Source organism: Edwardsiella sp. EA181011 (assembly GCF_000800725.1).
In the GTDB taxonomy this organism is placed as follows: Bacteria; Pseudomonadota; Gammaproteobacteria; order Enterobacterales; family Enterobacteriaceae; genus Edwardsiella; species Edwardsiella anguillarum.
Window position 1 is genome coordinate 844,820 of the sequence record NZ_CP011364.1, and the last position, 24,843, is coordinate 869,662.

A 24,843-nucleotide genomic window follows, 5' to 3' on the forward strand; every position below is an offset into this window, starting at 1 on the left:
TTACACCTTTTCCACGTTAACCAGGAACGCCTTGTACTCCGGCGTCTGCGTATTGGCATCGCCGACAAACGGCGTCAGCGTGTTGGCCAGGAAGCCGGGACGCGCCACGCCCAGGTAGCCCCAGTGGATCGGGATCCCGATGGTATCGACCGCCTTACCGTTGACCTGCAGGGTACGGATGCGCTTGGTGACTACCGCCTTGGCCTTGATATAGCCGCGGTTGGAGCTGACCTTTACCGTATCCCCGTTGGCAATGCCCTTACTGCTGGCCAGCCGCTCACCGATTTCGACGAACTGCTCCGGTTGGATGATCGCATTCAACAGCGCATGCTTGGTCCAGTAGTGGAAGTGCTCGGTCAGACGGTACGTGGTGCCGACGTAGGGGAACTGCTCCGCCTTGCCCATCTGCGCCAGGTCGTCCTTGAAGACGCGCGCCGCCGGGTTGGAGACCACGTTGGGGTGCAGCGGGTTGGTGCCCAGCGGCGTTTCGAACGGCTCATAGTGCTCCGGGAATGGGCCTTCGGCCATCTTGTCGATGGCGAACAGGCGCCCCATCCCCTCTGGCTGCATGATGAACGGCCCGACGCCGCTGTTGGGCGGGGCATTGCTGTAGTCCGGGATATCGATGCCGACCCACTTGGCGCCGTCCCAGTGCAGCAGCTCGCGCTTGGGATCCCAGGGTTTCCCTGCCGGATCGGCCGAGGCGCGGTTGTACAGGATGCGACGGTTAAGCGGCCAGGCCCAGGCCCAGCCAAGGGTGTTACCCAGGCCGGAGGGGTCGCTGTTGTCGCGGCGCGCCATCTGGTTGCCTGCTTCGGTCCAGCTCCCGGCGAAGATCCAGCAGCCGCTGGCGGTGCTGCCGTCGTCGCGCAGCTGGGCGAAGGAGCTGAGCTGCTGTCCCTTCTTGACGATCACTGCGCCGCTGACCGGATCGGTCAGATCGGCCAGCGCCCGGCCATTGTTCTCCCGAGCCACCTCTTCCGGATGTGGGTTTTCCGGCGTTAGATAGTCCCAGGACATGTTGAGCACCGCCTCCGGCAGCGCGCCGCCCTCTTTGGCGTACATCTCGCGCAGACGTAGGAAGATCCCGGAGAGGATCTCGCCGTCGTTACGGGCGATCCCCGGCGCATCGGCGCCTTTCCAGTGCCACTGCAGCCAGCGGCCCGAGTTGACGATAGAACCCTCCTCCTCGGCGAAGCAGGTCGATGGCAGGCGGAACACCTCGGTCTGAATGGTGGATGGATCGACCGCGTTCAGCTCACCGTGATTCTGCCAGAAGCTGGCGGTCTCGGTGTTCAACGGATCGATGGTCACCAGGAACTTCAGCTTGGAGAGACAGTCGATTACTTTGTTTTTGTTCGGGAACGAGGCGACCGGGTTAAAGCCCTGACAGATATAGCCGTTGACCTTACCCTGCGACATCATCTCGAAATACTGTAGGACGTCATAGCCCTTGTCCCACTTGGGCAGCCAGTCAAACCCCCAGCTGTTTTGCGCCTGCGCCTTATCGCCATAGAAGGACTTCATCAGGCTGACGAAGAACTTGGGCGTATTGCCCCAGTAGTTGACCTGACCGGGCAGGGTCGGCTTCGGGGTGGTGGCGGCCAGGTAGCTGGCGAGATCCGGTTGTTTCTCCGACGGCAGGCTCAGGTAGCCCGGCAGGCTGGTGGAGAGAAGCCCCAGGTCGGTCAACCCTTGAATGTTAGAGTGACCGCGCAGGGCGTTGACGCCGCCGCCGGCCATTCCCATGTTGCCTAGCAGCAGCTGGATCATCGCCATGGTACGGATGTTTTGCGCGCCGACCGTATGCTGGGTCCAGCCCAGAGCGTACAGGAAGGAGGTGGTCTTGTCCGGCGCGCTAGTCTCGGCGATGTATTCACACACCTGGAGGAAGTCGGCGCGCGGGGTGCCGCACAGATTTTCGACTACCTCTGGGGTGTAGCGTGACACGTGGCTCCGCAGCAGATTCCATACGCAACGGGGATCCTGCAGGGTATCGTCGCGTTTGGCGAAGCCCTGTTCGTCCAGCTGGTAGTTCCAGCTACTCTTATCGTAACGGCGCTTCTCGGCGTCGTAGCCGCTGAACAGGCCATCCTCAAAGGCAAAGTCCTCCCGCACCAGCAGGCTGGCGTTGGTGTAGTTCTTCACATACTCGGCGTTGATCTTGTGGTTATCGATCAGATAGAGCAGCACACCGGAGAGGAAGGCGATATCGGTGCCCGAGCGGATCGGGGTATAGAAATCGGCCACAGAGGCGGTGCGGGTAAAGCGCGGATCGATAACGATCAGCTTGGCGTTGTTATGGATCTTGGCTTCCATCGCCCAGCGAAAGCCGACCGGGTGGGCTTCGGCGGCGTTACCGCCCATCACCACGATCAGGTTGGCGTTCTTGATGTCGACCCAGTGGTTAGTCATGGCACCGCGACCAAATGTTGGAGCAAGACTTGCTACCGTTGGTCCGTGTCAGACACGTGCTTGGTTATCGACTGCCAGCATCCCCAGTGAACGGCTGAATTTTTGCGTCAGGTAGCCAGTTTCGTTGCTGGAGGCCGAGGCGCACAGCATCCCGGTACTCAACCAGCGGTTGACGGTGACGCCCTGATCGTTGGTGGCGATGAAGTTGGCGTCGCGGTCCTGCTTGATCAGGCGCGCGATGCGGGTAAAGGCCTCATCCCAGCTGAGGCGCTGCCAGACGTTGGAGCCGGGCGCACGGTATTCCGGATACTGCAGTCGGGATTCGCTGTGGATAAAATCGAGGAGACCGGCGCCCTTCGGACACAGCGCGCCGCGGTTTACCGGATGATCCGGATCCCCTTCAATATGAAAAATATTCTCCTTTGCGTTTTTGGCTCCATCCCCCAGGCTGTACATCAACAGCCCACAGCCAACGGAACAGTATGTACAGGTATTACGGGTTTCTTTGGCGCGCAGTAGCTTGTACTGCCGGGTTTGCGCCAAAGCCAGCGACGGGGCGAAGCCCAGCACCGCTGCCGTTGTTCCTGCCATACCGCCAGCGCAGATCCTGAAGAATTGTCTTCTGCTGACTTGCATGGATTGCTCCTCGAATAGCCACATTGTTTGTTGAAATACGCCGGCGGGTCCGAAGCTGCCGGTGTGTTTCCTTTTCATTGTTTATTATTGCGTGTCGCTTTTTTGGGTATTATTTCCCTACTCGCAGTGTACCATGAAAGTATATTAAAATGTTAATGAGAGGTTTTAAAACAGGGTGCGTTTTGCTAGGGAAATGCGCTGTTTTTAGCTTCTTTTTTCCATTTTTGTAATGTGATTCAAATTACTGGGTTGCCCTTTCGGTCGAACTGCGCTACGCGGCGGTCATGTCGGTGAAAATTGATCGTCATGGATATAGAGGCTGGCGAGGGGGGCTGGTTTTTTCCCTTATCGGTCAATTTGATGGGAATAGTACGTGAATAAGAGAGCGTCTCTACTGCCGCAGAGCGTGTGCGGCGCGACGACCGTTCCGGTCTGGTCGCGCACCGAACCGAGCGAGCAGCGTCCTGACTGGGTCGCCAACGAGGTCCCGGTCGCACTGGTCTATAACGGTATTTCCCACGTGGTGATGATGGCGTCGCCAAAAGAGCTGGAGGCGTTTGCCCTGGGCTTCTCCCTGTCAGAGGGGATCATCCGTTCGCCGCAGGATATCTACGGCATGGAGGTTCAGGCGGCCTGCCATGGGCTGGAAGTTCAGATAGAGCTTTCCAGTCGCTGTTTTATGGCGCTGAAGGTGCGCCGTCGCTCACTGGCCGGCCGCACCGGCTGCGGCGTGTGCGGCGTGGAGCAGATCGGCGACGCGCTGCGTCCGCTGGCGCCGCTGCCGTTTAGCCAGCGTTTCGATCTAGCTGCGCTGGACGGTGCGCTGGCGCGTCTGCGCGAGGTGCAGACGATCGGTAACCTGACCGGCTGTACCCACGCCGCCGCGTGGCTTGACGGGAGGGGCGCGCTGCAGGGCGGCTGCGAGGACGTAGGGCGTCATGTGGCGCTGGACAAGCTGCTGGGCCTGCGTGCCCGCCAGCCCGAGTGGCAGGCCGGCGCGGCGCTGGTGTCCAGCCGCGCCAGCTATGAAATGGTACAGAAGGCGGCGATGTGCGGGGTGGAGATCCTGTTCGCCGTCTCCGCGGCCACCACCCTGGCTATTGAGGTGGCTGAGCGCTGCAACCTGACGCTGGTGGGGTTCTGCCGCCCCGGCAAGGGGACTATTTTCACCCATCCTCAGCGCCTGCGCGCGGTATGAGTCATGCCGCATGCGCCGTGGCACGCGGCGGTTTTCTCCGTCGCCGTTGCCCGCTATAGTGGCGGGTGACACATCCTTTTTCCCTCATCTGGAGCTATCGTCATGCGCTATCCCGAAGTCTACGTTGGTCGCTGTGCATCTTTTATCGGCGGTAAAAGCAGCGCCATCGTTAAGCGTCAGATGACCGATGCCCTGGCGCTGCTGCGTCTGGGGCTGGCCGGGGATGAGCAGGCGGAATTGCGGGTACACGGCGGCGCCGATCGGGCGCTGTGTCACTATCCGCGCGAGCACTATGACTACTGGCGTCAGGCGTATCCGCAGCAGGCGGAGCGCTTTGAGGCCGCGGTCTTCGGTGAAAACCTATCGACCACCGGGATGGATGAGGCCTCGGTCTTTATCGGCGATATTTATCGCTGGGGTGAGGCGCTGATTCAGGTGACTCAGCCGCGCTCCCCCTGCTACAAGCTGAATCAGATGATGGAGATAGGCGATCTCTCCCTGCACATGCAGCACAGCGGCCGCTGTGGCTGGCTGTATCGCGTAGTGGCGGAGGGGCGCGTCGGCGATCGCTGCCCGCTGGAGCTGGTGTCACGCAACGGCGATATCAGCGTGGCGCAGTGTATCGCCATTGTTTTCCACATGCCGTTCGATGAAGCGGAGTACCGCCGCTTGCTGGCCTGCGCCGGGCTCTCCGCCAGCTGGTGCAAGACATTGCAGAATCGCCTACTGCACGGGCGCATTGAAGATATGAACCGGCGTTTGTACGGGCGGGGGTAGCGCCGGCCCCGCGCGAGGCAGGCCGGCGGCGAATCAGAGATACAGGGAGCGGACGATCAGAAAGTGCCCGACGAAGTAGCCGAAGGCGATGAGCGCGCCGGCGGCGCGGAAGTGGGTGCGGAAGCGGTCGATAAGCCAGACGGCGTTGGCCAGCAGCAGCAGCCAGGCGCCGAGCAGCAGAGAGAATCCCTGATCGTCGCCGCGGACGAAGTACTGGGCCCCGGCGATCCACACCATTACCAGCATCATCGCCACATAGGTGACCACGGGCCAGCGCAGGGTCTCCAGGGGGCCCCAGATGATGGCCAGCAGCACTGCGCCGATGGCCAGCAGGATCAGCAGCGGCGGCCAGTATAGCGCCAGGGTCATGGCGCTGGCAAAGCTGATGGTATACAGCAGCTGGGAGAGAAACAGCGCGCCGATGGCATACAGCATCCGCTCACGCGGCAGCAGCAGCAAGGCATCCGCCGCCAGGGTGGCCAGCAGGCCCAGCAGAATGAAATAGCCGCCGGGTCCCAGATGCGGCGCATTCCAGCCCAGCAGCAGCAGCAGCAGCAGGGTCAGGGGTTTAAATAGCCAGCGCTGCCAGCTTGGACCACGGTAGCTGGCGTCGACGTACAGCCAGCCGGAAAATAGAACCGCCAGAAATGCCCAACTCATGCAGCCTCCTAACCTAGGGTGTGGGGATCGGCGCCGTGCGCCAAAGAGTCCATGGTCTGAGTGTAGGGGATGGCGTCGGGAGCGACAATGGTTTCCCGCTGCCGATGCAAAGGCGATGCTCCCTATGTTAGGCTGTGGGCGCGCCCGTCGGGCGGATCGTGTTAAATGTCTTAACGGAGGAGTCGACGCCGTACCATGTCCAGTCAGCCGCTATACCGTATCCAGTTCATGAATAACGGAAAAAATTATCAGCTGTACGTTCGGGAAATCATACAGAGTCCGCTGTTTGGCTTTATTGAGATCGCGGAGTTCGTCTTTGACAGCCACGGCTCGCTGCTGGTCGATCCGAGCGAAGAGAAGCTGAAGAGTGAGTTCGCCGGTGTGACGCGCAGCTATATCCCGATTCAGGCGGTGATCCGTATCGACGCCGTGACCGAGCGCGGCAGCGCCCGTATCTCCGATCTGGCGGATAACGTGGCGGTATTTCCGCTGTTTAACGGGAAGAAGCCCTGATGGGACGCCCGCCGCTGTTTTTTATCATCGTGGTGGTCGCGATCGCGTTGCTGGCGACTCAGCGCTTTGTTCAGCAGCGGCGCCAGGATGCCGCCAACGATGCCGCGCCACCGCAGAGGCTGCGGGCGACCCTGACGGAGAAGCGTGCGCTGCCGTCGCCGCTGCGCTCGCGCCAGCGGGAGGAGATCGTCGCTGAAATGGTACGTTATTCGCTTCAGTTTACGCCACTGGGGGGAGGAGAGACGCTGCGCTTTACTCTGCCGGAGCGTGACTGTGCGACGCTGACGCCCGGAATGCGGGGGACGCTGCGCGTGCAGGGCACCCGCTTCGTCGGTTTTTCCCCCGATGCGGCTTAAGTCACGCGCCGGGATGTATTTCGCGGCGCCCTAGAGCGCCGGCCTTATTGCTTCGGGCGCGGCGGCTGTTTCTTTTGCCAGGCGAGCAGCTCAAATACGCCGAACAGAAAGATACGCAGCTCCAGCCAAAAGCCGAGCTTGCGCTGCTCCAGCGGTAGGGTGCTCTTCAGCATGGTGACCTGCAGGCCGTGCATCAGCACCATAAAGACCATCGCCACGTTGACGAAGATGTTCAGCGGTCGCGGAAACGCGTGCAGCAGGTTAGCCAGCATGAATCCCCATACGCCCAGCATCAGCAGGCGGCCAATATTAATCCACATGGTTGTCTTCCTCGTGTTGCTCCGTCGCCTGGCGTCGGTACAGCCGATAGGCGACCTGTCCGGCGACCTTTTCACGCTGTAGCGCCCAGCTGGTCGGAATGGGCAGGGCAGGGCCGTCGGCCTCACACTCGATATAAATCCAGGCGTCCGCCGCCAGCCAGCCGTTCTGCTCCAGCAGCGTCAGGGTGTCGTTCAGCAGCCCCTTGCGGAAGGGGGGATCGAGAAACACCACCTGATACGGCGTTCCTCGTTGTGCCAGAAAGCGTAGCGTATCGGTGTGGATCACCTCAATCTGGGACGCGTTGAGCAGGGCCGCGTTTTTGCGCAGTCCCGCCGCCACCTGACGATCGGCCTCCAGCAGGGTCGCGCGCGCCGCGTACCGCGAGACGGCTTCGAACCCCAAGGCACCGCTGCCGGCGAAGGCGTCCAGACACTGGGTATCGTGCAGGATCGGCGCCAGCCAGTTGAACAGGGTTTCACGTACCCGATCGGTGGTGGGACGGAGTCCCGGGCTGTCCGGCACCGGCAGCTTGCGGCCGCGCCACTGTCCGGCGATGATGCGGATCTGGCCGCAGGGTTGTGCGTGAGGTTTTTTTGCCATGTAATCTGTTAGTGTCGTTGGGGAAACTGTGAGCGGAGTCAGACGGATGTCCGTCCTACGGCTCGCCCGCCATCGGCGGCAGAGCGGATGCGTGCGCGGCGCAGGCCGTGCCATACTGTTTAACGGTCCGCCTCGCCGCTTTCGATAGGCGCGCCGGCCAAAGATGCCGCCTGCGGTGCTCTCGGGCGCAGGCGAAACACAGCCTAATCCTTTATTGATTGAAATGCCACCCGAAACCCGGTTACATCCATGTTGCGAGCGATGGTTAAGTGATAAACTCAATCTTTGATATTTTTTAAATCGAATTGGTGTCTCTCGCCGCGCGGCCTTGCCCGCGCCAGCTAACGGCGGGAGTTCGCTTATAGCCTTGATTTGAGGCGGGAGTAGAGTCGTAAGATGGCAAAAGATAAGAAACGTGGATTTTTCTCCTGGCTGGGATTTGGCCGACAGCAGGAAGATCAGCCCCAGGAGCACGCCCCGGCGCAGTCGCCCGAGCACGCGCCCGAGCCGGCCGTTCCGGCCGCCGATCCCGCGTCTGTTCCCGAACCTTGCGCAGAGATAGCCCCCGCCGAGACGCCGGCGCTTGACATCGCGCCCGCCGAGACGCCGGCGCTTGACATCGCGCCCGCCGAGACGCCGGCGCTTGACATCGCGCCCGCCGAGACGCCGGCGCTTGACATCGCGCCCGCCGTGACGACGCTTGCTGCAGAGCAGGCAGAGCAGGCAGAGCAGGCAGAGCAGGCAGAGCAGGCAGAGCAGGCAGAGCAGGCAGAGCAGGCAGAGCAGGCAGAGCAGGCAGAGCAGGCAGAGCAGGCAGAGCAGGCAGAGCAGGCAGAGCAGGCAGAGCAGGCAGAGCAGGCAGAGCAGGCAGAGCAGGCAGAGCAGGCAGAGCAGGCAGAGCAGGCAGAGCAGGCAGAGCAGGCAGAGCAGGCAGAGCAGGCAGAGCAGGCAGAGCAGGCAGAGCAGGCAGAGCAGGCAGAGCAGGCAGAGCAGGCAGAGCAGGCAGAGCAGGCAGAGCAGATGGAGCAGGAGATCATCGTCGCCCGCGCGGCCGCCATGGCGACCGCAGCGCTAGATGCCTCCCCGGTACCCGTGGATGCGGCAGTAGAGACGCCGGCGGTGGCGCCTATCGTGGATCTGGCCGAGGTCGCGCGCTCGCAGGAGACCGCCGATCTGCAGGATATCGACGCGGAAGAGAAGGCGTCGCCCGCGCCGATCAGCGTGCGTGAACAGGAGAAGCCGATGAAGGAGGGCTTCTTTGCCCGCCTGAAGCGTAGCCTGGTCAAGACGCGTCAAAATCTGGGATCCGGCTTCTTTGGCCTGTTCCGCGGCAAAAAAATCGATGACGATCTGTTCGATGAGCTGGAGGAGCAGCTCATCGTGGCCGATGTCGGCGTGGAGACTACGCGCAAGATCATCGACTCGCTGACCGCTCACGCCAGTCGCAAAGAGCTGAAAGATGCCGAGGCGCTATACGGTAAGCTGAAGGAGGAGATGGGCGAGATCCTGCAGAAGGTGGATGCGCCGCTGGATATCAGCGGGCATCAGCCGTTCGTTATTTTAATGGTTGGCGTTAATGGCGTGGGTAAAACCACCACCATCGGCAAGCTGGCCCGTCAGTTCCAGGCGCAGGGAAAATCGGTGATGTTGGCGGCGGGTGACACCTTCCGCGCGGCGGCGGTGGAGCAGCTGCAGGTCTGGGGCGAGCGTAACCATATTCCGGTGATTGCCCAGCATACTGGCGCCGATTCGGCCTCGGTGATTTTCGACGCGATCCAGGCGGCGAAGGCGCGTAAAGTGGACGTTCTGATCGCCGATACGGCGGGGCGTCTGCAGAATAAATCGCACCTGATGGAAGAGCTGAAGAAAATCGTGCGGGTGATGAAGAAGCTGGATGAGCAGGCACCCCACGAGGTGATGCTGACCATCGACGCCAGCACCGGGCAGAACGCCGTCAGTCAGGCGCGCCTGTTCAACGAGGCCGTTGGATTGACCGGTATTACCCTGACCAAGCTGGACGGTACCGCCAAGGGTGGGGTGATCTTCTCCGTCGCCGATCAGTTTGGCATCCCGATTCGCTATATCGGCGTCGGAGAAGGCATTGAGGATTTGCGTCCCTTTAAGGCTGATGATTTTATTGAGGCACTTTTTGCCCGAGAGGATTAAAACGGATGATTCGCTTCGAACAGGTCAGTAAAGCGTATCTGGGCGGACGTCAGGCCCTGCAGGGGGTGGATTTTCACCTGCGGCAGGGCGAAATGGCGTTTTTGACCGGCCACTCCGGGGCGGGGAAGAGTACCCTGCTAAAGCTGATTTGTGGTATTGAGCGCCCGAGCGCCGGGCATATCTGGTTTGGCGGTCACGATATCAGTCGGTTGAAGAACCGTGAGGTGCCGTTTTTACGCCGCCAGATCGGGATGATCTTTCAGGATCATCACCTGCTGCTCGATCGCACCGTATATGACAACGTGGCGATGCCGCTGATCATCGCCGGCGCCAGCAGCGAAGACATTCGCCGCCGGGTGTCGGCGGCGCTGGATAAGGTCGGCCTGCTGGATAAAGCGAAGAACTTCCCCATCCAGCTGTCCGGCGGTGAGCAGCAGCGCGTCGGGATTGCCCGCGCGGTGGTGAATAAGCCGGCGGTGCTGCTGGCTGACGAGCCGACCGGTAACCTGGATGAGGCGCTGTCCGAAGGCATTCTGCGCCTGTTTGAAGAGTTTAACCGCGTTGGGGTCACGGTGCTGATGGCGACCCATGATATGACGCTGATCGCCCGGCGTCGCTACCGTATTCTGACGCTCAGTCAGGGGCGCATGGCTGGAGGGGTGCAGCATGAGCAATAAACCCAATGCCCGGACTCGACGCCCGGACAAGAGCAAGGCCCTGCGCGGCGGCTGGCGTGAACAGTGGCGCTATGCCTGGGTCAACACTCTGGCCGATATGCTGCGTCAGCCGCTGGCGACGCTGCTGACGGTGATGGTTATTGCGATCTCGCTGACCCTGCCGAGCGTGTGCTACCTGGTCTATAAGAACGTCAGTGAGGCTGCGACCCAGTGGTATCCCACGCCGCAGCTGACGGTGTATCTGGACAAGGCGCTGGATGACGACGCCGCCAGCCAGGTGATCGCGACCCTCAAGCAGCAGGACGGCGTGGCCAAGGTCAATTACCTATCGCGTGAAGAGGCGCTGGGCGAGTTCCGCAACTGGTCTGGCTTCGGCGGCGCGTTGGATATGCTGGAGGAGAACCCTTTGCCGGCGGTGGCGATCATTACGCCGAAGCTGAACTTTGAGAGCAGCGCCACCCTGAACACCCTGCGCGATCGCGTGGCGGCGGTGAAGGGGGTGGATGAGGTGCGCATGGATGACAGCTGGTTTGCCCGCCTGGCGGCGCTGACCGGACTGGTCGGCCAGGTGGCCGGAATGATCGGGGTGCTGATGGTGGTCGCCGTATTCCTGGTGATCGGCAACAGCGTCCGTCTGAATATTTTTAGCCGCCGCGATACCATCAATGTGATGAAGCTTATCGGCGCGACCGATGGCTTTATTCTGCGGCCGTTTCTCAACGGCGGCGCGCTGCTGGGGTTCAGCGGCGCGCTGCTGTCGCTGATCTTGTCCCAGACCATGGTCTGGCAGCTGGGCAGCGCGGTCGCGCGGGTGGCCTCGGTATTTGGTACCACCTTTACCCTGCACGGCCTCAGCTGGGATGAGTGTCTGCTGCTGCTGCTGGTCGCGACCATGATCGGCTGGATCGCTGCCTGGCTGGCGACTGTCCAGCATTTACGCCGTTTTACACCGCAGTAACACGACGTCATATCGCCTTATGCTATACTCTCCCCCCGTTGAGTCCGAGACGGGGGGAGAGCCAGCGGCCTGACCCAAACTTGGTTTCCCGCCTGATATGGTTTTATTCCTCCCCCGGTGCGCCGAAGCGGCGTATGCTTCTGTGAAGCCACTGTTGCAGATTTGTGTAATAATATCCGCTATAATAGTGAACTTGTGGGATAACTCACGGTCAAATTATGCAGAATCGTGCTAGTTTTCGTTGTTTGGCCCTTTTGCCCGGCCGAAAGCTGTAACGCACGGACTGTTATCGTATTGAGAGGGTTTGATGACCAAAGAAATGCAAACTTTAACCTTGGTTCCCCAGGGCAGTCTGGAGGCCTACGTGCGGGCTGCCAACGCCTATCCGATGCTGACGGCAGAGGAAGAGCGGGCGCTGGGGGAACGGCTGCATTACAAGGGAGACCTGGATGCCGCCAAACAGCTGATCCTGTCGCACCTGCGCTTTGTGGTTCATGTCGCCCGCAACTACGCCGGCTACGGACTGCCGCAGGCAGACCTGATCCAGGAGGGCAATATCGGCCTGATGAAGGCCGTGCGCCGTTTTAACCCCGAGATGGGGGTGCGCCTGGTATCGTTCGCCGTACACTGGATCAAGGCCGAGATCCATGAATATGTGCTGCGCAACTGGCGTATCGTTAAGGTCGCGACCACGAAGGCTCAGCGTAAGCTGTTCTTTAACCTGCGTAAAACTAAGCAGCGCCTGGGCTGGTTTAACCAGGACGAGGTCGAGCTGGTGGCCCGAGAGCTGGGCGTGAGCGAGAAGGACGTGCTGGAGATGGAGTCGCGCATGGCCGCTCAGGACATGGCGTTCGACCTGCCCGGTGACGACGAGCAGGAGGGCGCACCGGCGGCGCCGGTGCTGTTCCTGCAGGATAAGTCCTCTGACTTTGCCAATGAGATCGAGGATGACAACTGGGAAAGCCACGCAGCGGATAAGCTGAGCGTCGCCCTGGAGGGGCTGGACGAACGTAGTCAGCACATCATTCGCGCCCGTTGGCTGGACAGCGACAATAAGGCCACTCTGCAAGAGTTGGCCGATCGCTATGGCGTTTCCGCAGAGCGCGTGCGTCAGCTGGAAAAAAATGCTATGAAGAAGCTGCGTGCGGCGATAGAAGCCTGAGCGCGGTAACGGCAGGATAAAGGGCGATGCGACGGCATCGCCTTTTTTGTGTCCGTACGTCGGCGTCGCCGCGCCGGGCGTACGATGGAGGATGTATGGACGGCAGCGATCTCAGCGAAGCCGTGGCCCGACAGATAGTTCACCGGGCGATGGAGATTATCGGCCACTCGGTCAACGTGATGGATGCCCGCGGCGTGATCATCGCCTCTGGCGATACGGCCCGCCTACATCAGCGTCATGAGGGGGCGGTGCTGGCGCTGGCAGAAAATCGCCTCATCGAAATCGATGAGGCGGCGGCCCGTCAGCTGCGCGGCGTGCGCCCCGGGATCAATCTACCGATCACGTTCCACCGCCGTCTGGTCGGCGTGGTGGGGATCTCCGGTGCTCCGGGCGAGGTGCGTGCCTATGGCGAGCTGGTGCGTATGGCGGCGGAGCTGATTCTGGAGCAGGCGGCGCTGCTGGAGCAGAGCCAGTGGGAGAAACGCTATCGCGAGACCCTGGTACAGCAGCTGATCGCCGACGAGCGCGATGAGGCCCAGCTGGCGGCGACGGCGGCCTATCTGGGCGTTGACGTCGCGCAGCCGCGCATTGCGCTGCTGTTTACGCTGCAGGATGCCCATCATGAGACGCTGCGCGCTCTGCTGGAGGCCCTGACGACGCTGCACCGCGAGGCGCTGATCGGGGTGCAGGGCTTTGGCCAGCTGGTGATGCTGCTGCCCTGCGGCGACGGCGCGACGGAGAGCCCGGCGCTGCGCCGGACGGTGCGTCAGCTGACCCGCGGTATCGCGGCGCGTTTCGCGCTGCATATCTATGTCGGGGGGGCGTTCTCCGGCGCCGGCGCCGTCTGCCGCTCCTACCGCAGCGCGCAGGCGCTGCGGGCGCTGGCGCGTCGCCATGCCCTGTCCGGGACGGTGATTTATTACCAGGATCATGTGCTGCCGACGCTGCTGGAGCATCTGGCCGGCAGCTGGCAGGCGGATGAGCTGGGGCAGGCGTGGCGGCGGCTACAGCGTCAGGATAGCCGCGGGGTGCTGTGCCGTACCCTACGGACATTTTTTGCTCAGAACTGTGAGCTGTCTCAAACCTCAAAACTGCTGCACATTCACGTCAATACCCTGCGCTATCGTCTGCAGCGGATCTCTGATATTACTAATTTAAATATCAACCAGTTACAGAGCGTCATTCAGCTTTATCTCGGTATGCAGCTGCACGGATAATTTGGCCTTTCCTACAAAAACGGCGCCGATCCACGGCGCGTTTTCTGTCCGTTTCCCCCAAGCTTTTCCCCGCCTATTTTTCATAATGGCTCGGTATCGAGGCTCTCCCGCCTGGCGGGAGAGCACTGAGTACCCTTTGCCGCCCTCGGCGGCCATACCGATAAAAATAACAAGAGGAGTCATTCTATGGTGACCGTATCCGCAACGGGGGCGCTGGTGGCGCTGATCGTTGCCATCGTTTTGATTTTACGCAAGGTTCCGCCAGCCTACGGTATGATTGCCGGCGCGTTGGTCGGGGGATTGGTCGGCGGTGCCGATCTGGTGCAGACCATCGCCCTGATGATAGGCGGGGCGCAGGGGATCACCAGTGCAGTGCTGCGTATTCTCGGCGCGGGGATCCTGGCCGGGGTGCTGATTGAGTCCGGCGCCGCCAGCGCCATCGCCGAGACGATCGTACGCCGCGTCGGCGAGGGGCGGGCGCTGCTGGCGCTGGCGGTGGCTACGCTGCTGCTGACCGCCGTCGGCGTCTTTGTCGATGTGGCGGTGATCACCGTGTCGCCGATTGCCCTGGCTATCGCTCACCGGGCCGACATCTCTAAAATGGCCATTTTGCTGGCGATGGTCGGCGGCGGCAAGGCGGGAAACGTCATGTCGCCCAATCCCAACACCATCGCCGCGGCGGAGGCCTTCAACGTGCCGCTGACCTCTCTGATGATGGCCGGTGTCGTGCCCGGGCTGTTCGGCCTGGCTCTGGCTTACCTGCTGGCGCGGCGCCTGCGCGGGTACGGGAGTAAGGTTCAGGCCCATGAGCTGGTGGCCGCCGATCACGTCAGTCAGCCGGGCTTCATGGCCGCGCTGACCGCGCCGCTGGTGGCCATTGTGCTGCTGGCCCTGCGCCCCGTCGCAGGCATCGCCATCGATCCTCTGCTGGCCCTGCCGCTGGGAGGGCTGATCGGACTGCTGGCCATGGGGCAGTGGCGTCACGCCAACCGCTACATGGTCTCCGGGCTGTCGCGCATGGCGCCGGTCGCGATTATGCTGCTGGGGACCGGTACGCTGGCCGGCATCATCGCCAACTCCGGATTGAAAACGGTGCTGATCGACGGCCTGGGCGCATCCGGTTTGCCCTCTTATCTGCTGGCGCCGGTCTCCGGCGCGCTGATGTCGATGGCCACCGCGTCTACGACGGCGGGCACCGCCGTGGCCTCCGCCGTCTTTAGCGCTACCCTGCTGGAGATGGGGATCACGGCGCTGGCCGGGGCGGCGATGATCCATGCCGGTGCGACCGTATTTGATCACATGCCGCACGGCAGCTTCTTTCATGCCACCGGCGGCAGCGTCAACATGCAGGTGCATGAGCGCCTGAAGCTGATCCCTTATGAAACCGCGATCGGCCTGATGATCGCGCTGATTTCCACGCTGATGTTCGGCGTATTCCACCTGGCGGGTTAACGGAGAAGAGAGAGTATGAAAGTTGTGATCGCCCCCGATTCGTTTAAAGAGAGCCTGAGCGCTATGCAGGTGGCACAGGCGATTGAGCAGGGGTTTCGTGAGATCTATCCCGATGCCGATTACCTGCTGTTGCCGATGGCGGATGGTGGCGAGGGCACCGTCGATGCCATGGTGGCGGCGACCGCTGGACGGCGCATCGCGCAGACGGTAACCGGCCCGCTTGGGCAGCCTGTGGCGGCCTTTTTTGGCTGGCTGGGCGACGGCGAAACCGCGGTGATCGAGATGGCGGCCGCTTCCGGTTTGCATCTGGTGCCGCACGGTCAGCGCGACCCGAGCATCACCACCTCCTACGGCACCGGCGAGCTGATCCTGGCGGCGCTCGATCACGGCGCACGCCGATTGATCCTGGGGATCGGCGGTAGTGCGACCAACGACGGCGGTGCCGGAATGATGCAGGCGCTGGGCGCCAGACTCAGCGATGCGCAGGGACAGGCGCTGACCTATGGCGGCGGCGCCCTGGGTGAGCTGGCGCACATCGATCTGACGGGGCTCGATGTCCGGCTGGCGCAAACCGATATCCTGGTGGCCTGCGATGTCGATAATCCACTGTGCGGCCCGCAGGGGGCATCGGCGGTATTCGGCCCGCAGAAAGGGGCTACGCCGGAGCAGGTGCGCCGTCTGGATACGGCTTTACATCGCTATGGCACGCTGCTGGAGCAGGTCAGCGGCCGATCGGTGCTGACGGTGGCGGGAAGCGGCGCGGCCGGTGGTATGGGCGCGGCGCTGTGTGGCCTGCTGAATGCCCGTCTGCGTCCCGGTATTGAGATCGTCACCGATGCGCTGGATCTGGCGCAGGCGGTACAGGGGGCCAGCCTGGTGATCACCGGCGAGGGACGTATCGACAGCCAGACCGTACACGGCAAGACGCCGATCGGTGTGGCGCGGGTAGCGAAGGCCGCCGGCGTACCGGTCATCGCATTAGCCGGAGGGATGACGCCCGACTATGGCGTGGTGCATGCCCATGGGTTGGATGCGGTATTTTCGGTACTGTGCCGCGTTTCCCCCCTGGAGGAGGCGCTGGCACAGGCGCACGATAATCTGCGCGTTACGGCGCGCAACGTTGCGGCGGTCTGGCGTGCCGCACGCGGTTAACGGCGCCAGCCCTCCGGCCGGCGGCTGAAGCCGCAGGCGCGCATAAAGCCGTCCATGATGGCGAGCTGTGCTGGCGGAATATCGCCAAGCGGCAGTTGCCAGGCGTGAATGTCTGGCAGCTGGCGCAGCGTATCCTCCACCAGGTACAGGCCGACGCCGCGCCGCCGGGTGACCTCGCGAACCATCAGGTCGCGCAGGGTCGCGATGCCGTTATCCTGCGTCACCTTCACGGCCGCCAGCAGACGATCGTTAAAGCGGGCGACAAACAGCGCGCCGCCGTTGTCCAGCCCGCGCTGCCACGCCTGCGGCGTTTGCTGCGGCCAGATTTTTTGCAGATCGCCCAGATCGGCGGCGTTGAGGGTATGCAGACGTTCAATGGTGAGTTTCATGGGCCTTCCATTAGGTGATGGGGGTACGCAGGCGGCGTGCCGTTCATTGTACGGCATTCCCGACGCGGGCGCAGGAGGGCGCGCGTGATGCCGCCGGTTCCCTATCCCCCTGTGCGCGGTCTCTCGCCCTGATAGCGCCTCTCGGCGCTGCGCCGGGTGTCACGGTCACGTCATTTTTATTTCATCCTGCGGTTATTTTTCTGTCATACGCACGTGGCATGGTACGCAGCGCAAGCAATATGTTGTTTTTCACTCAATTAGTTGCGCGCCGATGAGCGTTTCACCACGGAGAGATGGAATGGTTAACAAGGTAACACTGACGCTGGCATCGCTGGCGATGACCCTGACGCTGAGCGGTCCGGGATGGGCGGTCACCGAGATCCCGTTCTGGCACTCAATGGATGCCGAGCTGGGCAAAGAGGTGGATAGCCTGGCGGCGCGCTTTAACCAGTCACAGAGCGACTACAGGGTGGTACCGCTCTACAAGGGCGACTACGAGCAGAGCATGGCGGCTGGCATCGCGGCCTTTCGCAGCGGTAAGGCGCCGGCGATCCTGCAGGTGTATGAGGTCGGAACGGCGACGATGATGCAGGCGCGCCAGGCGGTGAAGCCGGTTTACCAGGTCTTTCAGGAGGCTGGGATCGCCTTTGATGAGGAGCAGTTCGTGCCGACGGTCGCCGGGTACTACGCCGATGGCGGCAATGGGCATCTGCTGTCCCAGCCGTTCAACAGCTCGACGCCGGTGCTCTACTATAATAAAGATGCCTTCAGAAAGGCGGGACTGGATCCGCAGAAGCCGCCGCAGACCTGGCAACAGCTGGCGCAGTACGCCGCCATGCTGCGCCAGAGCGGGATGCGCTGCGGCTATGCCACCGGTTGGCAGGGCTGGGTACAGTTGGAAAACTTCAGCGCCTGGAACGGCCTGCCCTTTGCCTCGGAGAATAACGGCTTCGGCGGTCCGTCCGCGCGCCTGACCTTTAACCAGCCGCAGCAGGTGGCCCATATTCAGCGCCTAGCAGACATGCTGAAGCAGGGCGATTTTAGCTACTTCGGGCGCAAGGATGAGCCGACTGCCAAATTCTATAACGGTGACTGCGCGATGGTCACCGCCTCCTCCGGTTCGTTGGCCAATATTCGCGAGTACGCCAAGTTTGACTATGGCGTCGCCTTTATGCCCTACGACGAACGCATCGGCAGCGCGCCGCAGAATGCCATTATCGGTGGCGCCAGCCTGTGGGTCATGAACGGTAAGAGCCCGCAGATTTACCGCGGCGTCGCCGAGTTTCTTCACTTTCTCACCCGCCCGGAAAACGCGGCGGAGTGGCATCAAAAGACCGGCTATCTGCCGGTGACGACCGCCGCCTATGCGCTGACGCGGCAGCAGGGATTCTACGACCGTAATCCCGGCGCCGATACGGCGACGCGCCAGATGCTGAACAAAGCGCCGCTGCCGTTTACCAAAGGCGTACGCCTGGGCAACATGCCGCAGATCCGCACCGTGGTAGACGAAGAGCTAGAGGGGGTCTGGACCGGTAGACAGAGCGCCCAGCAGGCGCTGGATAACGCCGTGATGCGCGGCGATCGGCTGCTGGCGCGCTTTGAGCAGAGTACCCGTTAGTTTCATGGTGCGTTGGCCATGACGGCGCCGGGCGCGGCGTCATGGCATGAGATAGGCTGAGGTAAGATGAACTCCCCGATCCCCGTTTATGGCCGTAGCTGGCTGCCCTATGCGTTAATGGCGCCCCAGCTGGCGATCACCGCGATCTTTTTTCTGTGGCCCGCCGGCGAGGCGCTGTGGTACTCCCTGCAGCAGGTGGATCCCTTTGGTCTGTCCAGCCGCTTTGTCGGGCTGGCGAACTTTGTACAGCTGCTGGATGACCCCTACTACCTGGCATCGCTGCGTACCACCCTGTGGTTCAGTGCGCTGGTGACTGTCAGCGGCCTGGCTATTTCGCTGTTTTTTGCCGCGCTGGTGAACCAGGTGCTGCGCGGACGTCGCATTTACCAGACCCTGTTTATCCTGCCCTACGCCGTCGCCCCGACCATTGCGGCAGTGCTGTGGATGTTTTTGTTCAGCCCCGGCATGGGGCTGATCAGCCATGCGTTGGCCAGCGTCGGCTATGACTGGAACCATGCGCGCCACAGCGGGCAGGCGATGTTTCTGGTGGTGTTGGCCTCAGTATGGAAGCAGGTGAGTTATAACTTCCTGTTTTTTCTGGCTGCGTTACAGTCGGTTCCGCGCTCGCTGATCGAGGCGGCGGCCATCGACGGCGCCGGTCCACTGCGGCGCTTCTGGCATATCGTCCTGCCGCTGATCGCCCCGGTGAGCTTTTTCCTGCTGGTCGTCAATCTGGTCTACGCCTTTTTCGATACCTTTCCCGTTATTGATGCCGCCACCGGCGGTGGGCCGGGGCAATCCACCACCACCCTGATTTATAAGATCTACCGTGAAGGGTTCGCCGGGCTGGATTTGTCCAGCTCCGCGGCGCAGTCGGTGGTGCTGATGACGATGGTGATCGCGCTGACCCTGATCCAGTTTCGCTATGTTGAGCGTAAGGTACGCTACTGATGATAGAAAACCGTAGAGGGCTGACGTGGTTCAGCCACCTGATGCTCATCGCCGGGGCGCTGACGATCCTGTTTCCGCTGTATGTGGCGCTGGTGACGGCGACCCTGGATCGGGCCCAGGTCTTTCAGTCGCCGATGCCGCTGCTGCCCGGCGGCGAGCTGTGGAATAACATTCGTCACGTCTGGCAGCAGGGGATCGGCAACGGCGCCCCCTTTGGCCGCCAGCTGCTGAATAGCCTAGTAATGGCGCTGGTGATCACCGTGGGTAAGATCAGCGTATCGATGCTCTCGGCTTTCGCCATCGTTTATTTTCGTTTTCCGCTGCGTAACCTGTTTTTTTGGCTGATATTTATTACCCTGATGCTGCCGGTTGAGGTGCGTATTTTCCCGACGGTGGAGGTGATGGCCGGGCTGCAGCTGATGGACAGCTATACCGGACTGACGCTGCCTCTGATGGCGTCGGCGACCGCCACGTTTTTGTTCCGTCAGTTTTTTATGACGCTGCCGCCGCAGCTGGTTGAGGCGGCGCGCATCGACGGTGCTGGGCCAATGCGTTTTTTCCGCGACGTGCTGTTCCCCCTGTCGCGGACCAACCTGGCGGCGCTGTTTGTGATCACCTTTATCTATGGATGGAATCAATACTTATGGCCGCTGCTGATCGCCAGCGATCCGGGCATGGGGACGGCGATGGTGGGCATTAAAAGCGCCATCGCCAGCGGTGAGGGGGCGACCGAGTGGCAGCGCGTAATGGCGGCGCTGCTGCTGACGCTGCTCCCTCCGCTGCTGGTGGTGTTTACCATGCAGCGCTGGTTTGTGCGCGGCCTGGTCGATAGCGATAAATGATTGGATGAGAGAACGGATGACTCAATGGCGCGTTTAACATTACAGAATGTCAGTAAAAGCTATGATGGACGGCAGGCGATCATCAAAGGGATCGATCTGGAGGTAGAGGACGGTGAGTTTATCGTGATGGTCGGCCCCTCCGGCTGCGGTAAGTCCACCCTGCTGCGCATGGTGGCCGGTCTGGAGCAGGTCAGCGGCGGCGATATCTATATCGGCGATGAGCGGGTGACCCAGCGGGAGCCCAAAGATCGCGGCGTGGCGATGGTGTTCCAGAACTACGCGCTGTATCCCCATATGACGGTGGCGGACAACATGGGCTACGGTCTGAAGATCCGCGGGTTGGGTAAGCAGCAGATCCGGCGGCGGGTCGAGGAGGTCGCACAGATCCTTGAGCTGGGCACGCTGCTGGATCGGCGCCCCGGCGAGCTCTCCGGTGGTCAGCGCCAGCGCGTCGCGATGGGGCGGGCGATCGTCCGTGAGCCGGCGGTTTTCCTGTTTGATGAGCCGCTCTCCAACCTGGACGCCAAGCTGCGGGTGCAGATGCGATTGGAGCTGCAGCAGCTGCACCGGCGGTTGAAGACCACCAGTCTTTATGTCACCCACGATCAGGTGGAGGCGATGACGCTGGCCCAGCGGGTTATCGTGCTCAATAAAGGGGTTGCCGAGCAGATTGGTACCCCGACCGAGATCTATCACCGCCCGGCCAGCCGCTTTGTCGCCGGATTCATGGGGGCGCCGGTGATGAACCTGTTTGACGGCGCGCTGGCGGACGACGGACAGACCTTTTGCCTGGCGCAGGATCAGCGCATCCGGCTGCAGCGGCCGCTGCCGGGACTGGCCGGCCGATCGCTGACGCTCGGGATCCGGCCTGAACACCTGCGGCGCGCCGACGCGACGGAGGGCGAGACGGGGAATACGCTGACCATCGACACGCTGGAGCTGCTGGGTGCGGACAACCTGGCGCACGGGCGCTGGGGCGACCAGGGCGTCACCGTGCGTTTACCCTATCAGGCGGTGCCGGCTATCGGCAGCGTATTGCAGCTGGTGCTACCGCAGGATAACCTGCATTTCTTTGAACCTAGCGATGGGCGGCGTATCGCGCTGTCCGCAGAGGAACCATCATCATGAGTCACTGGCCTTATCCGGCCATCGTCGCCCACCGCGGCGGCGGCAAACTGGCGCCGGAGAATACCCTGGCGGCAATCGATGTGGGGGCCAGCCATGGCCATACCATGATTGAGTTCGACGCGAAGCTGAGCGCTGACGGGCAGATCTTTTTACTGCATGACGATACGCTGGAGCGAACCACCAACGGCTGGGGCGTGGCGGGGGAGCAGCCCTGGGAGCGGCTGGTGGGCCTGGATGCCGGGGGGGATTCAGCCGTCGCTTTGCCGGCGAGCCTCTGCCGCTGTTGAGCCAGGTCGCCGCGCGCTGCCGGCAGCATGGCATGATGGCCAATATCGAGATCAAGCCTACCCACGGCTGCGATGTCGACACCGGGCGGGCGGTGGCGCTGGCCGCCGCTGCCCTGTGGCAGGACGCCGCGGTGCCGCCGCTGCTGTCTTCCTTCTCGCAATCGGCGCTGGCCGAGGCTCAGCGCGTCGCGCCGCAGCTGCCGCGCGGGCTGCTACTGGAGGCGTGGGACGATGAGTGGCGGGCGCTGACACGGGCGCTGGGCTGCGTCGCGCTACATATCGATCACCATGCCCTGAACGCCGAACGCGTAGCGGCGATCCGCCGCGCCGGGCTGCATATCCTGGTATACACGGTGAATCAGCCGCAGCGGGCCCGCGAACTACTCGACTGGGGCGTCGATAGCATCTGTACCGATCGCATCGATCTTATCGGTCCTGACTTCGTCAAACGCTGAGGCGGACGGCGCCACGCGCCGGCTACGGCGCGCGCGGTGGGGTCGGCGCCGGCGTTACGCCCTGCGAGCTTTGCCACAGCGGATCGTTGCGCTGCATACGCTGATTCAGCTGCTGAATCTGCTGTGCCTGCGCGTCGCGCTGGATCTGCGTTTGGGTGTTGCGCAGGCTCTGCTGAGCGGCGTCGTTGCGCTGCTGCTGAAACTGCTGCTGCTGTTGCTGGATCATCTGCTGCTGCTGCTGCATCAGGGCGCTATCGGCATGGGCGGACAAGAGAGGCCCGCCCAGCAGGCTCAGGGTGAGGACGATGTATCTCATGGAAACGTCTCCGTCACGGCGGCACCGCCGGTATGGCCGCGCCTCTGCGTCAGTATAATCAACGGCGCGGCGGGGCGCGTGGCGCAAAGTGGGATGGCGGTGGGGGATTTTGCCCGTCGTCCGGCCGATCGCGCTTTTTGTGCTTGCTTTTTAATGTAAAAGCCGCAATCTCTGGGAGGCTTCAGCGAGCCTGCCCAGACACCTCTGTAGCGGGCGTTCGTGCACCGTTGTCGTATTCTGCATTTAACAAAACAGTTACAATGCGTCTCTTTTTGGGGAGAGGCAGAGGTAGAGTATGGAGCAGTTTGAGACGATCGCCGTCGCGCAGGCGCAGCACATGCTGGCGCAGAGGCAGGCGCTGTTGCTGGATATCCGGGATGCGCAGAGCTATGCCGCCGGACACGTGCCCGGGGCGTTTCATCTGACGGATGCGACGCTGCCCGCGCTGATGCGGCAGTATGACGGCGGTCAGCCGGTGATGGTGATGTGCTACCACGGCAATAGCAGCCGCGGCGCGGCGCAGTATCTGCTGCACCAGGGATTTGATGAGGTTTACAGTATTGACGGCGGCTTTGACGCCTGGCAGCGGGCTTACCCTGACGAGGTGGCTCGCGGCGGCGACTGAGGCGCGTACCGTCAGTGGTTATCGATATAAGCAGGTATTCATGGTTCGTGTGATCACATTGGCTAACCCGCGTTTGGCGCAGGCGTTTATTGACTATATGGCGACACAGGGCGTGCGTCTGGAGGCGGAGAGCGGGCAGCAGGGCGTGGCACTGTGGCTGGCCGATGATAGCCGTTTGGCGCAGGTCGAGCAGGAGCTGCAGCGTTTTTTGCAGGCGCCGCAGCACCCGCGCTATCAGGCCGCCAGCTGGCAAAGTGGCTCGACTCACAGCGGGCTGCGCTATGCCCGTTTTGGCTACCTGCGCAGCTTTGCCCGCCAGAGCGGCCCGCTGACGATCGGGGTGACGCTGCTGTGCTTCTTGGTGTATCTGCTGCAGCTGGCGCTGGGCGACGGTGCGGTGATGGCCTATCTGGCTTGGCCCGCGGATGCGGCGCAGCGCTATCAGCTGTGGCGCTACTTCACGCCGGCGCTGCTGCACTTTTCACCGCTGCACATCATCTTCAATCTGATGTGGTGGTGGTATCTGGGCGGCCAGGTTGAGAAGCGTCTGGGTGCCGCCAAGCTGGCGCAGATAGCGCTGGTTTCCGCGCTGATGAGCGCCTGGGCACAGTCGCTGTTCAGTGGGATTTTCTTCGGCGGCCTGTCCGGCGTCGTGTATGCCCTGATGGGCTATGTCTGGTGGTGCGGCGAACGAGCGCCGCAGTTTGGCGTCGCCATGCCGCGCGGCCTGATGCTGTTTTCGCTGCTGTGGCTGGTGGCCGGCTATTTCAACTGGTTTGGCCTGGCGATCGCCAATGCCGCTCACGCCGGTGGCCTGGTGATCGGTCTGCTGATGGCGTTTTGGGATATGCGCCATTTCCGCCGACAGTGAGGCTATTGCCCGCTGTTCCGTTTTAATGCTGCCGGGGGAGCCGGTAAACGCAGGGGAATTTTCGTGAAACAAACACAGCGCCATGAAGCGATTATCGATCTGGTCCGTCAGCGGGGCTATGTCAGCACCGAGGAGCTGGTCGAACACTTCGACGTGAGTCCGCAGACCATCCGCCGCGATCTGAATGACCTGGCTGAACAGAGTAAGATCCACCGCCATCACGGCGGCGCCGCGATGCCGTCGAGCTCGGTCAATGCGGCCTATCACGATCGCAAGGGAATGTGGTCGGAAGAGAAGGCGCGTATTGCCCGGCGGGTCGCCAGCATGATCCCCGACGGCGCCACCCTGTTCATCGACATCGGCACTACGCCGGAGGCCGTTGCTTATGCCCTGCTTAACCATCATAACCTGCGGGTGGTGACCAACAATCTCAACGTGGCCAGCCTGCTGATGGTGAAAGAGGATTTTCGCCTGATCTTGGCCGGCGGTGAAGTTCGCACCCGCGACGGCGGCATCGTCGGTGAGGCGACGCTCGACTTTATCTCCCAGTTTCGCCTGGACTACGGGATCCTGGGCATCAGCGGCATCGACATGGATGGCTCTCTGCTGGAGTTTGATTATCACGAGGTGCGTACCAAGCGGGCGATCATTGAGAACTCCCGCTGCGTGATGCTGGTAACGGATCACTCAAAATTTGGCCGCAACGCGATGGTGAATCTGGGGACCATGGAGCTGGTGGACTATCTGTTTACCGATCAGCAGCCGCCGCAGGGACTGCAAAAAGTGATCGAACAGCACAGCGTTCAGCTGGAGATCTGCTAGGAGATATCCCGTCACGCCGCATGGCCTCGAGGTCGATCCCATCACACCTCCGTCCGCAATGGGGACGCCGATAGCGTCCCCATTGGCCGGCCACCGCACCGCCCCCTCTTGTCTCCTCCGCCGACATGCCATTACCCATACCCAGTGTAATGATAATATCAACTTTGTGTTATCTGTATCGCGTAGCTGTGTTTTTATTTGGTTAACGGATGGTGTGTTTGTTGCTTATCGCATATTATAGTGCTCGAAAACGAACATTATGGCGTATGGCAGAGAGCG

24 protein-coding genes and 1 pseudogene are annotated in these 24,843 nt (G+C 62.0%); 19 read left to right on the top strand and 6 right to left on the bottom strand.

Annotated features, from left to right (window positions below; genetic code table 11):
* Positions 1–3,051, bottom strand: coding sequence for a formate dehydrogenase-N subunit alpha (gene fdnG, locus QY76_RS03785; protein ID WP_117026439.1), 3,051 nt, complete (start codon positions 3,049–3,051; stop codon positions 1–3).
* 373 nt (positions 3,052–3,424) lie between these two features.
* Between fdnG and fdhD the strand changes: the two genes are divergently transcribed.
* The gene (fdhD, locus tag QY76_RS03795) at positions 3,425–4,249 is read left to right on the top strand and encodes a formate dehydrogenase accessory sulfurtransferase FdhD (RefSeq protein WP_045426050.1); all 825 of its coding nucleotides are present in this window, start codon (positions 3,425–3,427) and stop codon (positions 4,247–4,249) included.
* Between the two features lie 102 nt (positions 4,250–4,351).
* On the top strand, positions 4,352–5,026 hold the full coding sequence (gene yiiM, locus QY76_RS03800) for a 6-hydroxyaminopurine reductase (protein ID WP_034163962.1): 675 nt from the start codon (positions 4,352–4,354) through the stop codon (positions 5,024–5,026).
* A 33-nt stretch (positions 5,027–5,059) separates the two neighbouring features.
* On the opposite strand, the gene QY76_RS03805 is transcribed toward yiiM, so the two are convergent.
* A complete protein-coding gene (locus tag QY76_RS03805) occupies positions 5,060–5,686 on the bottom strand; it encodes a lysoplasmalogenase (RefSeq protein ID WP_034163960.1) in 627 nt (208 codons plus the stop codon).
* Between the two features lie 195 nt (positions 5,687–5,881).
* Between QY76_RS03805 and QY76_RS03810 the strand changes: the two genes are divergently transcribed.
* The gene (locus QY76_RS03810; protein WP_034163959.1) at positions 5,882–6,199 is read left to right on the top strand and encodes a DUF1820 family protein; all 318 of its coding nucleotides are present in this window, start codon (positions 5,882–5,884) and stop codon (positions 6,197–6,199) included.
* Positions 6,199–6,555 (top strand): DUF2500 domain-containing protein, encoded by a 357-nt coding sequence (locus QY76_RS03815; protein WP_034163958.1) that lies wholly within the window; start codon positions 6,199–6,201, stop codon positions 6,553–6,555. Before QY76_RS03810 ends, QY76_RS03815 begins: the two co-directional genes overlap by 1 nt.
* A gap of 44 nt (positions 6,556–6,599) precedes the next feature.
* Here QY76_RS03815 and QY76_RS03820 read toward each other — a convergent pair whose 3' ends face one another.
* Positions 6,600–6,875, bottom strand: a complete 276-nt coding sequence (locus QY76_RS03820; protein ID WP_034163956.1) for a DUF1145 family protein — start codon at positions 6,873–6,875, stop codon at positions 6,600–6,602.
* Positions 6,865–7,476 carry a 16S rRNA (guanine(966)-N(2))-methyltransferase gene (gene rsmD / locus QY76_RS03825; RefSeq protein ID WP_034163954.1) on the bottom strand — a complete coding sequence of 204 codons (612 nt, stop codon included), beginning with the start codon at positions 7,474–7,476 and terminating at the stop codon, positions 6,865–6,867. Before rsmD ends, QY76_RS03820 begins: the two co-directional genes overlap by 11 nt.
* Before the next feature lie 396 nt (positions 7,477–7,872).
* Between rsmD and ftsY the strand changes: the two genes are divergently transcribed.
* From ftsY to QY76_RS03860, 7 genes are all read left to right on the top strand, one after another.
* The gene (gene ftsY, locus QY76_RS03830) at positions 7,873–9,642 is read left to right on the top strand and encodes a signal recognition particle-docking protein FtsY (RefSeq protein ID WP_049648755.1); all 1,770 of its coding nucleotides are present in this window, start codon (positions 7,873–7,875) and stop codon (positions 9,640–9,642) included.
* 5 nt (positions 9,643–9,647) lie between these two features.
* Positions 9,648–10,319 (top strand): cell division ATP-binding protein FtsE, encoded by a 672-nt coding sequence (ftsE, locus tag QY76_RS03835; RefSeq protein WP_015462466.1) that lies wholly within the window; start codon positions 9,648–9,650, stop codon positions 10,317–10,319.
* A complete protein-coding gene (gene ftsX, locus QY76_RS03840; protein WP_034163953.1) occupies positions 10,309–11,277 on the top strand; it encodes a permease-like cell division protein FtsX in 969 nt (322 codons plus the stop codon). The genes ftsE and ftsX overlap by 11 nt, the downstream gene beginning before the upstream one ends.
* 307 nt (positions 11,278–11,584) lie before the next feature.
* Positions 11,585–12,439, top strand: a complete 855-nt coding sequence (gene rpoH, locus QY76_RS03845; protein ID WP_034163952.1) for an RNA polymerase sigma factor RpoH — start codon at positions 11,585–11,587, stop codon at positions 12,437–12,439.
* A 95-nt stretch (positions 12,440–12,534) separates the two neighbouring features.
* Entirely contained in the window at positions 12,535–13,656 is a 1,122-nt protein-coding gene (locus tag QY76_RS03850; protein ID WP_045426059.1) for a sugar diacid recognition domain-containing protein, read from the top strand.
* Between the two features lie 186 nt (positions 13,657–13,842).
* Complete coding sequence (locus QY76_RS03855; protein ID WP_034163950.1) at positions 13,843–15,108, top strand: GntP family permease; 1,266 nt, start codon at positions 13,843–13,845, stop codon at positions 15,106–15,108.
* 15 nt (positions 15,109–15,123) lie between these two features.
* The gene (locus QY76_RS03860; RefSeq protein WP_045426062.1) at positions 15,124–16,260 is read left to right on the top strand and encodes a glycerate kinase; all 1,137 of its coding nucleotides are present in this window, start codon (positions 15,124–15,126) and stop codon (positions 16,258–16,260) included.
* Here QY76_RS03860 and panM read toward each other — a convergent pair.
* Positions 16,257–16,649: an aspartate 1-decarboxylase autocleavage activator PanM gene (gene panM, locus QY76_RS03865; RefSeq protein WP_034163947.1), complete on the bottom strand. Its 393-nt coding sequence runs from the start codon at positions 16,647–16,649 to the stop codon at positions 16,257–16,259. The genes QY76_RS03860 and panM overlap by 4 nt on opposite strands.
* A 298-nt stretch (positions 16,650–16,947) precedes the next feature.
* On the opposite strand from panM, the gene ugpB reads away from it, so the two are divergent.
* The 5 genes and pseudogenes from ugpB (at position 16,948) to ugpQ (ending at position 21,930) form a co-directional block, all read left to right on the top strand.
* Positions 16,948–18,267, top strand: coding sequence for a sn-glycerol-3-phosphate ABC transporter substrate-binding protein UgpB (gene ugpB, locus QY76_RS03870; RefSeq protein WP_034163945.1), 1,320 nt, complete (start codon positions 16,948–16,950; stop codon positions 18,265–18,267).
* 66 nt (positions 18,268–18,333) lie between these two features.
* The gene (gene ugpA, locus QY76_RS03875) at positions 18,334–19,218 is read left to right on the top strand and encodes a sn-glycerol-3-phosphate ABC transporter permease UgpA (RefSeq protein ID WP_034163944.1); all 885 of its coding nucleotides are present in this window, start codon (positions 18,334–18,336) and stop codon (positions 19,216–19,218) included.
* A complete protein-coding gene (gene ugpE / locus QY76_RS03880; protein WP_045426065.1) occupies positions 19,218–20,060 on the top strand; it encodes a sn-glycerol-3-phosphate ABC transporter permease UgpE in 843 nt (280 codons plus the stop codon). Before ugpA ends, ugpE begins: the two co-directional genes overlap by 1 nt.
* A 24-nt stretch (positions 20,061–20,084) precedes the next feature.
* The gene (locus QY76_RS03885) at positions 20,085–21,188 is read left to right on the top strand and encodes a sn-glycerol-3-phosphate import ATP-binding protein UgpC (protein WP_045426068.1); all 1,104 of its coding nucleotides are present in this window, start codon (positions 20,085–20,087) and stop codon (positions 21,186–21,188) included.
* Positions 21,182–21,930: pseudogene (gene ugpQ, locus QY76_RS03890) on the top strand (glycerophosphodiester phosphodiesterase). The gene QY76_RS03885 and the pseudogene ugpQ overlap by 7 nt, the downstream one beginning before the upstream one ends.
* Before the next feature lie 22 nt (positions 21,931–21,952).
* Here ugpQ and QY76_RS03895 read toward each other — a convergent pair.
* On the bottom strand, positions 21,953–22,246 hold the full coding sequence (locus QY76_RS03895; protein ID WP_034163940.1) for a hypothetical protein: 294 nt from the start codon (positions 22,244–22,246) through the stop codon (positions 21,953–21,955).
* Between the two features lie 295 nt (positions 22,247–22,541).
* Between QY76_RS03895 and glpE the strand changes: the two genes are divergently transcribed.
* From glpE to QY76_RS03910, 3 genes are all read left to right on the top strand, one after another.
* Positions 22,542–22,871 carry a thiosulfate sulfurtransferase GlpE gene (glpE, locus tag QY76_RS03900; RefSeq protein WP_034163938.1) on the top strand — a complete coding sequence of 110 codons (330 nt, stop codon included), beginning with the start codon at positions 22,542–22,544 and terminating at the stop codon, positions 22,869–22,871.
* 40 nt (positions 22,872–22,911) lie between these two features.
* Positions 22,912–23,742: a rhomboid family intramembrane serine protease GlpG gene (glpG, locus tag QY76_RS03905; protein WP_045426072.1), complete on the top strand. Its 831-nt coding sequence runs from the start codon at positions 22,912–22,914 to the stop codon at positions 23,740–23,742.
* Positions 23,743–23,805: 63 nt separating this feature from the next.
* Positions 23,806–24,564: a DeoR/GlpR family transcriptional regulator gene (locus QY76_RS03910; protein WP_034163934.1), complete on the top strand. Its 759-nt coding sequence runs from the start codon at positions 23,806–23,808 to the stop codon at positions 24,562–24,564.
* Positions 24,565–24,843: the final 279 nt, after the last annotated feature.